Origin of the sequence: Vibrio sp. 10N.261.52.C11, from assembly GCF_041471405.1 — a bacterium.
Taxonomy (GTDB): Bacteria; Pseudomonadota; Gammaproteobacteria; order Enterobacterales; family Vibrionaceae; genus Vibrio; species Vibrio crassostreae_C.
Genome location: NZ_JBFROI010000068.1, coordinates 29,190 through 44,206, shown reverse-complemented (window position 1 = coordinate 44,206; position 15,017 = coordinate 29,190). Strand labels below are relative to the sequence as shown.

General features: G+C 42.7%; 7 protein-coding genes. 1 reads left to right on the top strand and 6 read right to left on the bottom strand.

Annotated features, from left to right (window positions below; all coding sequences use genetic code 11):
- Positions 1 to 713: LamG domain-containing protein (locus AB4323_RS20950; protein WP_372153273.1), on the top strand; the 713-nt coding region annotated here is incomplete at its 5' end.
- 656 nt (positions 714 to 1,369) lie between these two features.
- On the opposite strand, the gene AB4323_RS20945 is transcribed toward AB4323_RS20950, so the two are convergent.
- The 6 genes from AB4323_RS20945 to AB4323_RS20920 form a co-directional block, all read right to left on the bottom strand.
- Complete coding sequence (locus tag AB4323_RS20945) at positions 1,370 to 2,938, bottom strand: polysaccharide lyase family 7 protein (RefSeq protein ID WP_372153271.1); 1,569 nt, start codon at positions 2,936 to 2,938, stop codon at positions 1,370 to 1,372.
- 421 nt (positions 2,939 to 3,359) lie between these two features.
- Entirely contained in the window at positions 3,360 to 5,117 is a 1,758-nt protein-coding gene (locus AB4323_RS20940; protein WP_372153269.1) for a polysaccharide lyase family 7 protein, read from the bottom strand.
- A gap of 238 nt (positions 5,118 to 5,355) precedes the next feature.
- Positions 5,356 to 7,227 carry a methyl-accepting chemotaxis protein gene (locus tag AB4323_RS20935; protein WP_372153279.1) on the bottom strand — a complete coding sequence of 624 codons (1,872 nt, stop codon included), beginning with the start codon at positions 7,225 to 7,227 and terminating at the stop codon, positions 5,356 to 5,358.
- A 1,045-nt stretch (positions 7,228 to 8,272) separates the two neighbouring features.
- Complete coding sequence (locus AB4323_RS20930; protein ID WP_004733521.1) at positions 8,273 to 9,154, bottom strand: NAD(P)-dependent oxidoreductase; 882 nt, start codon at positions 9,152 to 9,154, stop codon at positions 8,273 to 8,275.
- 653 nt (positions 9,155 to 9,807) lie between these two features.
- A complete protein-coding gene (locus AB4323_RS20925; RefSeq protein ID WP_017061476.1) occupies positions 9,808 to 11,886 on the bottom strand; it encodes a DUF4962 domain-containing protein in 2,079 nt (692 codons plus the stop codon).
- Between the two features lie 219 nt (positions 11,887 to 12,105).
- Positions 12,106 to 13,884, bottom strand: coding sequence for a sodium:solute symporter family transporter (locus AB4323_RS20920; RefSeq protein ID WP_102332117.1), 1,779 nt, complete (start codon positions 13,882 to 13,884; stop codon positions 12,106 to 12,108).
- Positions 13,885 to 15,017 lie beyond the last annotated feature (1,133 nt).

Genomic DNA, 15,017 nt, shown 5'->3' with positions numbered 1-15,017 from the left:
GTGACGGTGACGGTGACGGAAATATTGCACAAGCGGATTTTGAATGGAACTTCTCAGATGTAGACGGCGGTACTGCACTTGGCAAAACTCTCACAACAAGTAAAGACGACAGTAACCCTAAACAGGTTGTAGATGGTGCTGCATCAACTGGTGGCGCTGTACATATTACTCAATCAACTGATAGTGGATCTTACGGTTATTACTACACGACAATGGACAGTACCTCAGACCCACTAGCGTTTGAAGATGGTACGTACTCTATGGAAATCGTGTTTAGTGTTGATGATGTAACCTTCAACCCTACTGTTGACCAAGATCTACAGTTGCTAGAAAATACAGACAGCAACACCGGCTACAAGTTAATTATTGATAAAACTTCCTTAAAACCTAAATTCCGCATATATGATGGCTCTGGTTCGACATCAGTGGAAGCAGAAACGGTCTTAACAAATGATACCTTCATGCATATCCTAGCGACGTTCAATAATGGCGAAGCCAAGCTATACATCAATGGTGTACTTGAGAAAGAAGCAACTGGTTTAACTTTTGTTCCTAATACTAAAGACGGCGATAAAGTCTATATTGGCGGTGGCTCTAACAGCTCTCAGAAAAACTTAGAGGGTGTAATTGATAATGCAGCGTTCTTTAACGATGTGTTAACTGCTGATGAAGTGGCTGCACGCGCAAACCAATTCGGTTTTAATGCAGAATAGTTAAATTCATAACTAAGTACTCTAGCCAGCAGCGTTTGTTGCTGGCTTTTTTGTAACTATAAAATCATGACAGTGAACAAAAGAGGTAAACCTCAAAATAACCTAGTGAATACTACTCTTCTTTCTGCCTTTATAAGACCAAAGTCACCTACTCCCATAAGCAACTGAGAATAATATTTTACATCTATCTCTTCTATTCGACCATTCGTAAAGTCCTCTGAAGGTGACAACGAGACTCCTATGACCTGAGTTTCCACCAAGGACTCTGTACTCCCTGCAATAGCTACCAATCGCTAGTTACAACACATTGACCTTTAAGGTTCAAGAGGTCGATCGAAACGCCTACGGGAGGTATGCTCCTCAGCTTCATGGTCCAGAAGTGACTAAGCCAATATTTGGGGCTAATCATAAATTGATACCCCTTTTCTCACGTTAAGCTTTCTAGAATAAACTATCGAGGATAAACCCAAGGTTCGCTAAGGAAAGTAGAACAGGGAAATCTCAAAATAGGAATTGAGCTCACTGGTCAAAACGTTAGTTGGACGTTTAATGGTAACTGATAACTTCCACTCAACCAGCAGACACAAAAAAGCCTCCGAACTCTACGAGCTGGAGGCTATTGCGATAGCTTTAATATTAAGTGTTATTCGGTTAGATTACTTTTGGTATTGATCGTGCGATACGTCTAGCTGGTAGAAAGTCGCTTGTGAGTAATCGTCTAGGTCGCCGCTGATGTTTTGGTTGTAAACACCGGCCTTGAAGTACATGTACTTGCCGCCTGCATCGTAGCCACTGTTGCTCATATCAACCACTTGTACAACATCGTCTTTGCCTTCACGCATTAGCGTTACAGTCATCGTGTTGCCTTTAACATCAATGCGGTAGCTGAACACTTCACCAAGCGCGATACCATCTTCGCCCACTTCAGCCGTCATATCGCCCACTAGAGGGTAGAAATCCTCTTTTGTTGCGTCTTGGCTTTCGTGTGCAAAGTAAACTGCGCCCGTTGGTTGGTTTGGCAATTTACGGTAGTACAAACGAATCGGCTCATCGTTTTGATCGTGAATCTGACCAATGATAAAGCGACCTACTTCATTCGCATTACCCGTTGTTGTCGCGTGGTCGATTTTCAATGTCGCTTCTAGAACGCCATCGATACCTGCCGCAGCTTCTAAATCAGATTCAGGTGCACTTGAGAATACCCAGTTGTTCTTGTTAACACCTTTCGTACTGATAGACTGGTCACCACGACGCATCATCTCACGAAGCTCAGTACGTGCGTACTTAGTGTTTTTAGAGGTACGTACACCTTTCACATAAGCCTTGAATACTAGGCCGCCATCGTCCGCTGTGTAGAAGATTTCTGGGTGCTGGTAACCGTTTGCAAGGTTCCACTCAGACACATCATCAGGCTTGCCGTTTTTGTCATGATCGAATGGCTGAGACAGGTACCAATGAGTCATGTCGAAGTTTTCGCTCGGTGCATTACCTGCAACTGGTGTTGCTGGTAGGCCTGTCGGAACAGGTAGTGCGCTGCGAGTATCACATTCAACTGACGTCTCACAAGGGTAAACCGCTGCTACGCCGAAGTTACCAGAGCGTAGATCTTTACGCGCTGCTTTACGTGCTTTTTCTGCCGCTTTCATTTCAGCGATAATAACTGCTTCTGCTGCTACCACGTCTGAAGTGATGATATGGCTAGCAGGACATGCGTTAATGCTACAGTTAACTGCGGCTAATCCTGTCACACTGTTCCAACCGTTTTTGGTGTTGCCGTGACCAACATATCTTACGTAACGTGCTTTTACCGCAGGCTCAAATTGGAAACGCTCAAGACCGATAGCTTTACCAGAACTCAGTTGGTTCTCAAGTACCGTCGTCCAGGTTTCACCATCGACACTCACTTGGATATCAAACTTAGATTGGCGCTCATTACCTTTACTGAAAGATGCTTGAACAGCGTCAAATTCTTGAACTGAACCATAATCTAGCATTGCCCACTCACCGTCACCCGCTGAAGACCAACGTGTAGTTAGGTCTTGGTCAACGAGACGATCAGGTCCGTTACCATCATGGCTACTAGCGGAAACAGCAACTGGCGTCAGAAGCGCTTCACCAGTTTCTTTGTTATTTGGAAAATCAGCAGTAGGCGTGCTCGTGCTCGCACAACCAACCGCAAGTAGAATAGAAGAAGCGAGTAAAGTTTTTAGAGTAATTTGTTTCATATTTAATCCATTATTATAATACAAAGACAGCGTTCGTAAGTGAAAGCTAAATCAGCAAACACGAGCTATAAGGCGATTCACCTATCAGTATTTGCGATAACATGAAAATATTACGTAATCTTATAATACAAATAAAACACTTCGTTGGATAAATGAGACTAGGAACACTTTCCGATTTTTCCATACTTTAACTGGATCACACTTCCTATTGATAAAAGACAACATATGAAAATTTAGAATGCGAAATGGGCTATCAAGGGCGAAAAATCCGAGCGGTAATGGTGAGAATGTGCATCACTCGAGCAGAGCATTTATCGTTCAGAACATCTCATTTAACAGTGTCGCAGCAGTTAAAAAAAGACCACATTGTTAGGAATCAATATGGTCTTTAAAGCAGTCATTGTTGTTACTCAAACGTTAGCTAATTCAAATAGTGTTCAGCTCTAAGAGAACTAAAGCTCACATCAAACACTTCACCCGCATAGTCGCTATCAGGCTTAAATTGTGGATAGATGCCTGCTTTGAAATAGAAAGCGATGTCTGTCGATGTCCAATCTGATGTTAACGAAACCGTGTCCCCATCTTTATCTGTGTAATCTTGTCCCCAAGGGATTAAATGAGAAACGGTGTTGGTTCCATCTAAATCATGAGTCGCCAAGTAGATACCTTCTTGATTGGCTCGAATCGTATATCGCCACTCTTCACTTGCCGAATAAGTCCCTAACTCGACACTGAACGGGTCACAATGATCACAGTCTTGGTTGTTGCGCTCAAAATCAGAGTTCAGTATCACTCTTACTGGCTTACTCTCGCCTTCCCATAACAGTTTCACCAATGCTTGATTGATCTTCCAACCATGGATTTGTCCAAGTACCACTTTTGGATCTTGATTGTTGATGTTCGGGTAATCTTCAATTCGCAAGCTTGCGGTTAACTCGTGACTGGTAGCGTTCGTTCTAGTGTCGTCCAAATACCAACTTGTATCTTCATCGCTGGTGCTACAATCCGGTTGAACACTGCTTTGATACAACTCCCTGAGCTCAGAGCGAATATAGCTAGAGTTTTGGGTAGAGGTGCCGTATCCCATATCCGCTCTAAAGTGCATTCTTCCTTCATCAGTATTGAAGTAAGAAAGATCAATATCACTGTCGTACACATCGCTGTCATTTGAAAGAAGATCTTTACTCGATTCACAACGTTCTGGTTCTAACTCAGCAGCACTGTCACCACCGCTTCCATACCAATCATCCTTACTCGGTGGAATAGTCAGCTTCCAATCATTAATGTCCCAATCGTTTGATCCATCGATTTGAGTCGTGGTGTATCTCAACGCCTGATAGTAAGCAATCGCTTCACCATTCTCAAATTGGTTATAGATACCCGCTTTGAAGTAGCTCAATAAATGCTGCCAGTAAGCGATGTCTTGATTCACTTTTACTTCATCATTCACTTTGAGCGACAGTGTGTTCTCATAAACAGAAAGATCAAATTTGGTAAAACTGTCCAATTCCGCCTCACCTAAATCGTAGCGATTGTATGACGTGGCATAACAATCCGAAGAGTCAGCAGCGCTGCTACAATCAATGGCATTGTTTTTCATGACTGCCCAGTAGTGACCTGTGAGGCCATCTCGTTCTTGCTCCCAAACCACACGCAATAGCGGATGAGGGATATAACCCGTACCACTCTCATCAGTCCCCTTATTGTGTATCTGCAGCAACGTCACTTCATCATGGTCGGCAGGTGAACTCGCCATTGCATGCTCGATATCAGGTAAGCTTATTTCCGCATACAAGCTTCGTCTTACACCCGTTTCATTGATATCGAAGTTTTCTCCCTCACGAACCTCAGAACGCATCTTATAGTTCGCCATTTTAAAAATTAGGTTTTCCGTCTCTTCATCTGCGTAAAAGTAATTACTGATGTAACCATCGAAATCGCCATCTTTCACTTCAGAGGTTTTGTTGCCCTCTGTGCCGTTAGGATCCGATACCTGAAGGTCAGAACTGGAGAGGATGTTTTGATACTTAGCAATATCATAAGGCGCAACAACGCCATAAGACGTTCCTGGACTGGTGTTATCAGAAGGGTCATCGCTATCACTTGAGCTATTTGAACTGCTTCCACCGCAGCCATAGGTGAGTGAAGCGAGAGCGACGATGAGGGTTGGCTTATTCACATTTATCTCACTTATCCATAAGAGTAGAGTGATAAGATATATTTGTACTATTTTATGTCAATTATCTATTTATCATAATGTGAGATGCGACAAATGAGGTGATATGAGGTGGCGCTACCGAGGATTTAGAGACAAAAACAACGCAGAAAGGCCACTCTAAACTCGACAGGTTTGGAGTGGCTCTCAGGCTAAAAGCCACAATTAAAACATTGATTTTTAGTGTTTATTAATAGAAACGTTAGACTTTAAAGCTACTCATTAGCTCGCTAACGCTGCCATTCAGTGTTTTGATTTCAGCCGACTCTGTCAGTTGATCTTGGCTTAGCTTATTGAGTTCCTCAACGAAGCTTTCAATCTTATGCATGTTCTTAGCGATACTATGAATCAAGGCATTTTGCTCGACAGAAGAAGCAGAGATATCGTTGTTGAAGTGACTCACGGTTTTCATCTGTTCCGTCAGCTTCGCTAGCATGTTTACCGCTTGCACAACTTGAGCACGAGTCATCTCACAATTGCTCTTCGTTAACTCGATCGATTTAACCAAGCCATCCGATTTAGATTGCAACCCAGATAACGCCTCTTCGATTTCAGAGGTGCTGATTTGAGTTCGGTTTGCTAGCGCACGGACTTCGTCAGCCACGACAGCAAAACCTCGACCATGCTCACCCGCTCTCGCCGCTTCAATTGACGCATTCAATGCCAGCAAATTAGTTTGTTCCGCAATTCCTCCAATCACAGACACGATAGACTGGATGCTCTGCGTTTCATTCGCCATTGAGCGAATATCATCAGAGGTGGTGCAGACTTGCTTCTCAAGATCACTGATGTACGTTTCGGTCACAGTGTTAATTTGCTTAGTCTCGTCACTGGACACGGCCGCATCTTGCGCTGCTTCTGCCGCAAACTGTGAGTTCTTCTCGACTTCGTTTGATGCTTCAGATAAGCCGTTAATTGCAGAGACCACTTGAACCGTTTCATCAGTGTGAACTTTCAGTACATCGCTGGTTTCTTTACAACCTTCACGAATACTCAGTACCTTAGTATCGAGATCCGAGTTCTTAAATTTGACGTCCTTAACCATCTCTTGCAGACCAATGATGAACAAGTTGATGTCTTTGGCGATGTGTCCTAGGTCGTCATTACCTTTCTCTGCGAGCCTTTGGGTCAGGTCGCCATTACCTTGAGAAAGGTCGTGAACAATCTTACGCAATGACACGATTGGGCGGTAGAAACGATTCAGGAGTAAAGTCATCAATATGACCGACCCCAACACACAGGCAATAATCAGCATTCGAGCATCCGACATCACACCATTCAGCTGATCGAGCGCAAGTTCAGGATCAATACTAGAAATCATGTACCACTCTTTCTGGCTGCCAATATCGACCTTCTTAGCCATCAAGATTCGCTGATTACCATCAATCATACCTTCAATGAATTGGTCAGGTAGTTCAATAGCTTCATTGAGTTTCATTAAGGCGTCAGCAGAAGATATATTGCTCTGTGGAAGCACGTTTTCTATTGTGGATGCAATTACCATCCCTCTCTCATCCACGATGATACCTTTGGCTTCGTAGATGCTATCTAGCTGTTTGAGCTGAGTTTCCAAATCATCAAATCGAATGTCTGCCATGATGACGCGATCTTGATAGGTGTAAGTCACACCAATCATAGGTACTTGAGTACTCTTGGTGAAAAACAGATCACTAAAAGATAAACCTGATTTCAATTTCGCTTGTTGATACCAAGGACGAGTCGTTGGGTTGTATTTTTCTTTGATTCCAACACCGTTTGGGAAAGACTCTGAAGGACGAGAAGTGTAAGAACGACCATCATCAAAACCCACTACAATCTTGTCAATACCACCGAGCTTAGCGGCAAAATGCATCAGCGCTTCGTTTGGTACTTGGTATGGGGATTTCATGAACTCTTGTGCAACGGAATTGACCGTATCGATGGTGCGCTGGACGGTGCTTTCAATCTGATTAATTTCTATCGTTAACGAGTGATCAATCTCGTTATAAATCGTTTGGTTTACTTGATCAGTCGCCAAGTTAAGCGTGAACCAGTTCGTAAATGCCAAGGCACTGGAACTGACGATCGCCACCATTAAAATCAATTTTCCTTTAAACCCTAGAGACAATTTTGAATTCATAAAACTCATAATCCATATCAACCTATGTCTATTATTTTTATCCGAATGAAATGGTCATTTTTTAGATATTCGAAGATACGGGAAGCAAAACTTGTTCATGCCGTTCCATCGTCACAACCATCAATTTAATTAATATTGTATGTTTAATTGACTGCACTTTCTGTGAGCAATCTTGACATATCAAAACTGGTTAAAATCACCCTGTGACATAGGTATCATTTATGAGTTTGAACTTTTAACATGATTAGAAAGGAATAATTAACCAATTAAAAATGATCAACTTTCAGATTATTACCTCACAACTTCGCCGATAATGCCTCCACTCAAATTATTCATATCACTTTCGGTCACCTGATTAGGAAAGTGAGCCTTAGGTCACATTTTCACTAACCAACCATTCACTCAAGGCATTCAATCTTAAAATTTATTTGTAATACAATAAGCCTTAATTTATGGTGTATTTGAATCATAACTTAAGTTCTTTCTGGATGCTTTTGTTCAGTTCAAAGTGATAATTGAAGCAGCCGCTTTAAGGTCATTGAACTCGTTTAACGTAGAAACTGTCGGGGGATCTCGTTATTCGTTTTTTCACTTTCTATTGATCATTTGTTTTTCCAGACGGCTCGTCCGAACATGCCCATACAGTCACCAGCTGTGTGGGTTTTTTTTACTTTCTTTTCAGACCCGATATACGAGCGGTGTTAAGCCATCGCCAACAATCAGTTAAGTGCACTGGTTTAAGCTTGCGAGGAAAAGTGAGTGAGTTGGTGCTAGAAAGGCTTTGAATTTACAAATAGATATAGATATAGATATAGATACAAAAATAGGAATTGAGGCAGTAACAAAGTTGAACAGAGTTTTGAGTCGGTGTAGCTGAGGAAGTAGAAGTAGAAGAGTTTAACGAGGGAACAAAGGGTTGGGTATGGCAGATAAAAACGAACCTCGCTGAGGTATCGCCGCCTAAAAAGACAGGCAATACCCTAGCGAGGTCGTACGTCGATTACTTCTCTAGTTTAGCGAAGTAGTCGAAGATTACTGGTACGTCGTTGTTACCCATTCCTGCGTCAACAGCAGCTTGTAGGCTAGTTGCAGTACCTTGAGCAATTAGAGACTCAGTACCTAGCTCTTCACAAAGAGCAAGGAAGTAACCAAGATCTTTGTTAGCGTTAGCAACAGAGAAACCTAGCTTCTCTTCGCCGTCTACTGCGTAGAACTTACAGAATTGCATGAATGGTGAGTTAGATGGACCTGCAGACATGATGTCAAACAGTTGTTGGCCATCAACACCAGCGCGTTGAGCAACAGCGAAAGCTTGAGACATAGTCGCAACAGTCGTCATACCCATGAAGTTGTTTACAAGCTTAGTAACGTGACCAGAACCTAGAGCACCTAGGTGGAATACGTTTTCGCCTTGCTCTTCAAGAACAGGTTTAACTTTGTTGAAAGTTTCCATGTCGCCAGCAGCCATGATGTTCAGAAGACCATCTTTAGCGTGTGCCGGAGTACGGCCTAGAGGTGCGTCGATCATGCCCGCGCCTTTTTCAGCTAGAGCTGCGCCGATTTTCTTAGTAGAAGCAGGGATAGAAGTACCGAAGTCTACTAATACTGCGCCTTCTTTGATGCCAGCTAGAACGCCGTCTTCGCCGTAAACGATTTTTTCAACAACAGCAGAAGTTGTAAGACAAAACTGAACGATATCACTTGCAGCCGCTAGTTCTTTAGCAGAAGTGAATGCAGTTGCGTTGCCGCGATCTGTAACGCGAGCAACAGCTTCAGCGCTTAGATCCATTACGTTTACGTGGTAGCCGCGCTTTTGCAGGTTTTCAACCATGTTGCCGCCCATAAGACCTAGGCCAATGAAACCGATTACAGGTTTAGTCATGTTCAAACTCCAAATATAGTATTGTATGATTATATGCTCATTATAATAACTACGTCTTTCTCGTTACGCAATAGTTTTAGGGTAATCCTTCAATGCTTAGACGCAAGTTGTGACGGGGGTTCACTTTACGAGAAAATATGGGGCACGCTTTGTACTTACAGGAACTATTTGCCAGTTTAAAAACCGTCTATTGATGAAATAACATACGTTAAATGTCATACGATTAGTAAGCACAAGCTACGCCTTTACCTATGTATAGTTCACGACTCCCCTACTCAGCCAGTGATTAGACTGTTCACGCAGAAGTAAGTCATATCAGTTTTTACGAAAAAGGGGTTGGCGCCCTATTCTTTTAACAGAACGATAAATATAGGTCTCGTATACTACTCCTGCACCTTTCATTAAGCATAGTGGCTAAGTACATACACAGTCTTTGTGTATATCAACTTCCAGGTTTAGCCCTCGATCTACTGACTTGGCATCGAGAAGCGATTGATTTCTCAGCCAATTAGTTTCGTTTCAACCTGATGGGGTTCCCAACTTTGCCAACTAATACAATTTAACTGAGTATCCAACTTGCTAGCTAACAAAACAAAAAAACTCCGAGCTTTCACTCGGAGTTTTTAATATCTAGCTTCTGTTGCTTCAGCGAATTACAGTTCGATTGAAACCGTTTCACCGTCAACATTTAGCATTAGCGTGTTACCTTCAAGCTTGTGAGACACTTCAACTTGCTCGCCTTCGTTCTTATTAGGAACAAGAAGGGTCAGGATGTTGTGCTCTTTCGATGGCTTGAATTCCACTTCAACGTGACGGTGGATTTCAAGATCTTTGAACTCGTATGGGTCAACTTCGCCAAAACCTTCAACATTCTTAACTGACGTGATGTTATCAGCAGACTCGTTGATGAAGTTTACGTCTAGGTGCGCAACTTCGCCACGGATAGTGAAAGACTTGTCTGCCACGTCGTTTGCGAAAGTTGTATGCATTAGCCAAGTCATGTCTTTCTCTTCAGAAAGCGTTGCCTTGTCTTGCATTACGAATACTTTACCTTGAACAAACCAGACCTTACGCTTGTAAGATTCAATTTCAGGAACGAAGTACTTGTAAGACGCTGTCGCATCACCTTCAACCATCTTCACATCAGATTCAGTGTCGAAATCAGAGATGTTGCCGCCCGCTTCGATACAGAAGCGATCTTGGTGGTTTTCGTAGCCCGTGTTCTTGTTCTCGCCGTACTGACCTTTACCGCCAAATAGTGGAAGGTTCTTAGAGAACGTTTGACGACGCCATTTAGTGTGCATATCAACACCGAAACCACCGTAGTAGCCAGTGATTGACGCTAGCGTTTCACCGAATGCATGCAACGTGAATGCGTTTTGGTCACCGTGAGAGTGGCTGATTGAGCCAAACGGAGAACATTTGAATACCATGTGAATATGGTTATCACGCTCAGTCATCTTGTTGTGGAATGCAGCCCAACCCGTGATTGGGAATACTTTCAACAGTGGGTCATTCGATGGTGCTTTCTCTTCAGGTGCATCCCAAAGGAAGTTAAAGCGAAGATCATCGTAACCGAAGTCCCACCAACCGAAGTTGTAGAATTTGGTGTGTGCTTCAGTATCACGGCCTTTCAGTTGGTTGTAGTACCAAACATACTCAGGCTTCTGGTTAACACCTGCGTAATGCTTGATGTTGTAAGCCAGTTTTAGACCTGGGAAATCACCGATTGAAGACTGGTCACAGAAGCTCGCGCGCTTAGAGTGAACAGGCATGCAGTAAAGCGGGAAATCACCTGTGTTTTCGTAGAATGTTTTGTTGAACATGTCTACGCCACAGTATGCTTTCAATAGGTCGAATGCTTCGCCTAGGAATGCAGTTTGCGTGTTCCAGTAGTCAGGACCTTCAGCCCAACCGCCGTCTACACCGCCCCATGGTGGGTAGTGTACTGCGTAGTATTCTAGTGCGTATGCAATGTACTCGCCTGCTTTCGGGTGATCGTGGTAAAGCGCGATACACGTTGGGATGATAGCAGAAGAGATAGAACGAACACCGTGGCTGTTCAGTGGGTTGTTCAATAGATCAACCGTCACTTTCAGGTGGTGCATGATTTCGTCTAGACGCTCAATCAAAGCATCTTGAACTTGCTGACGTTCTTCATCTGTGAAGTAGCCGTGTAGCCAGTCGTAACCCCAAGCCATAGCCGCGATAACACGGAAAGCCGCTTCATCGTTATAGCCACGAGAAGTCACGCCTTCTGGATCGTACGTAGACAGTTTTAGAGTCCAAGCTTTTGCTTTAGCAATTAGCGCTTCGTCTTCTTTCACAACACCAGCAATTGCTAGGTTACGTGTCGCGTTTAGTGCCATTTGGCAATCAACGTACATTTGACGCCAGTAAGGACGCCATAGAGAAGCTTTGCCTACCGTGTCAGCTGGGTACGCTTGAGGCTCTTCGAAAGGAGCAGTCTCAAGGAACTTAACTGTCGAGTTATTGTAGAAATCATCAAACATGCAGTGAGCTTCATCAGCTTTCACTTTCGCTTTGAATTCTTCTAACTGATCTGCTTGAACAAGAAGACGTGGACGTGCTTCGCTCAAGTTGTCTAGGAATGATAGGTCGAAGTCACGTTTCTGTACTTCGATAGGGAGTAGGTCTACAAGATTACCTGCTGAAGTATCATTCTCCAGCTTCATCTTCCTGATTGCATCAAGAGATTTTTGGTCGCTCATTCTAACTCACTTATTTTTCAAGTTGATTGAAAGGAATTAGCAATAATATACGTCTTATTGTAGGACAATTAAATCTATTTCGGTTCGATTGAACCATTTTGTACAGTTTTCGTGATTTAGGTCAGATATCTTCCACCTGACCGTTTTTCCGTTTCGCAGAGCAAAAAAATGCGACGCCCTTTCGAGTCGTCGCATTCTATTATAATCGTTTTCTATGTATTAGCTTTCAGTTACTGCTTTCGCTTGCTTGCCGCCGTCATCGACCGCTTTAACCAATAGCACACCAACACCACCAACAATCACACCACAAAGTATGAAGACTAGACGTCCCCACATTGGGTTAGTGAGTAGAGCCATTAGCATGATACCGACACCCGCTACCGCAATCAGTTTACCAAGCATTTCACGCTGTTTGTTATCCAGTACTTTCTGCTCTGCTGACTCCGCAACTAATGGAGTAGACAGGTTACCGAAGAACTTATCAACGTCTGCTTGACGCTTCTCAGTTAATGGCTTGTAGAACAGAGTTGATAGGATGAAGAAACCACCTGTCAGCGTAATGTGAGCAATCAGACCGATAGCAACCTTAACATCAGACCATTCACGGCTTGTTAGCTCTTCTAGACCGAAGATTGAAGACACCATTTCAGCGTTAACAACGAAACCCACGTAGTAAGAAACAAAACCACCAACCACTAGCGTACCCCAACCAGCCCAGTCCGGAGTCTTCTTAATAAAGAAGCCAAGGAATGCAGGAATTGTCATTGGGAAGCCGATCAGTGCGCCTACATACATCATGGTATCGAACAGGCTCAAACCTTTAAGCGAGTTGATGAACTGTGCAATAAGGATGATAGCAATACCAAACACGGCAGAAGTAATCTTAGAAACCGTTACTAGTTCTTTTTCGCTAGCCGTACCTTTACGAACGATTGGTTCATAGAAGTTCTTAACAAAGATACCCGAGTTACGGTTTAGACCAGAATCCATTGAAGACATTGTCGCTGCAAACATCGCCGCAACTAGAAGGCCAACCATACCTGCTGGCATGTACTCTTGTACGAAGTATAGGTAGGCAAAGTCACCCGCTTTCTTACCTGCATCTGGGTAAGCTGCTGCTAGGTCGACACCTTGACCTGCAATGTACCAAGAAGGCATGAACCAGATAAATACACCACAAAGCATTAGCACACACGCTAGTAGCGCCGCTTTCTTCGCGTTCTTTGAGTCTTTAGCCGCTAGGTAACGGTAAGAGTTAAGCATGTTGTTAGTAATAGAGAACTGCTTCACGAAGATGAAGAATGCCCAAATGCTGAAGATGCTTAAGTAGTTAATGTTGTTACCAGAAAGGAAAGAACCGCCTTCCGCTACAGGGAAGTTATTCACGATTTCACCAACACCGCCACCTTGAACAACAGCAACAACAGCACATGTCACGGTTACTGCCATGATGATAACCATCTGCATAAAGTCAGATGCAATTACCGCCCATGAACCACCCGTTACAGACATTGCCAATACAACCAAACCGGTAATCCAGATAGTTGCTGTCATGTCGAAACCGAAGATACCAGAAGCGATGATTGCTAGTGCGTTTAACCATACACCGGCAGAAACAACACTGTTTGGCATTGAAGACCAAGTGAACACTTGTTCGTTAGTCGCACCGAAACGCATACGAATTGCTTCGATTACCGTTACTACACGTAGTTGACGGAACTTTGGAGCAAAATATGCGAAGTTCATGAAGTAACCAAATGCGTTGGCTACGAAGATGACCGCTACTGCAAAACCATCGTTATACGCTTTACCTGCCGCACCGGTGAATGTCCATGCACTAAACTGGGTCATAAAGGCGGTTGCACCAACCATCCACCACAACATGTTACCGCCCCCGCGGAAGTAGTCACTGGTGGTACTTGTAAATGTTCTAAACATCCAACCTATCGCAATCAAGAATAGGAAATAAATGCCGACAATAATCGTGTTGAGTTCCATCGTGTATCCTTTGTCCGTTGTATTTTGTTACGAGGACTATAGGAAATCTCAAACTTTATTTGTAGTACAATAATCTAAATAAGTGATGGCGATCTTATTTTGATTGATTAAGTTAATTATATATATGACATAGGATGGAATATGGCCAATCCATTAAGGAAATTACTGGTGTTTGAGATGAAAACTCAAAAAACCAAGACCAAAGAACATCATACCCATTAAAATCAAAGACTTATAAAAAAGCGAGACTTTGCACACTTATTAACAAATACAACCAAACACATATAGATATAAAATTCTCAAAAATAATAAAAGCCAAATCAGAGCTGAATCACCCTCATTTATCACACAATAAACCAGTGTTTTATATCAATTGAGAGTAGCTAATTCTATTAGAATTCTACGTAAGTTACTCAATATAGAAGCCACATATCTTGTTGAGATGATGATGGATTCAAAAGATAAAAATTGAAAAATCATGGATGGTGCATAATTATTTGAGGAGAGATCGAGTGTCTAAAACACAAATCTCGCCGCAATATTCTCTTAATTACGATGGTAAAAAGAACTACCGCTAAACGTATACAAGAAAAATTGCCTTAAGAAAGAGTTAATCGGGAGTGAACCAAAACCGTGCTACACATGGTGCAACACACTTCTTAAAAACAAAAAAAGCATTCACTTGGTATACCTTTTTGACTGGTTTTGATGAACCTATAAATGGTTCATCGGGACGTTTAAGTGGTTCACATAATAGTTGAAACACCCGTTTAGCTTAACGGTGGTTAGCGTCTTGCAGGTGAGCCGCTGACATGTTCGCATATAACTCGTTGTGTTATAGGACGCTCGATTATCAAGCCAAAATTTTCTCCCATATGAATTAACAGAACGGCGAGCATATGGTGGTGAGTTTATATCTAGGAAATCAGCCAAAATAAAACTGGATCTGTGTCCATTTACACCCAGCTCAAAAAAAGACCAGAATCACACTATTTCCGAAACAATATGGTTAAAACAAGATCGAAGTCTAGTTAGAAGACTTTCACTTGTGATCGCTCCCCGCTTCCAAGTCATCGTTAATTGAAGAATTATTGTCATACAATATTCTATATTCATCTACCAAACGTAAGGAC

Bases quoted from the DNA above. Each gene is read 5' to 3' on its own strand.
- AB4323_RS20945 (WP_372153271.1), bottom strand. From the start codon at position 2,938: ATGAAACAAATTACTCTAAAAACTTTACTCGCTTCTTCTATTCTACTT.
- AB4323_RS20935 (WP_372153279.1), bottom strand. From the start codon at position 7,227: ATGGTGGCGATCGTCAGTTCCAGTGCCTTGGCATTTACGAACTGGTTC.
- AB4323_RS20930 (WP_004733521.1), bottom strand. From the start codon at position 9,154: ATGACTAAACCTGTAATCGGTTTCATTGGCCTAGGTCTTATGGGCGGC.
- AB4323_RS20925 (WP_017061476.1), bottom strand. From the start codon at position 11,886: ATGAGCGACCAAAAATCTCTTGATGCAATCAGGAAGATGAAGCTGGAG.
- AB4323_RS20920 (WP_102332117.1), bottom strand. From the start codon at position 13,884: ATGGAACTCAACACGATTATTGTCGGCATTTATTTCCTATTCTTGATT.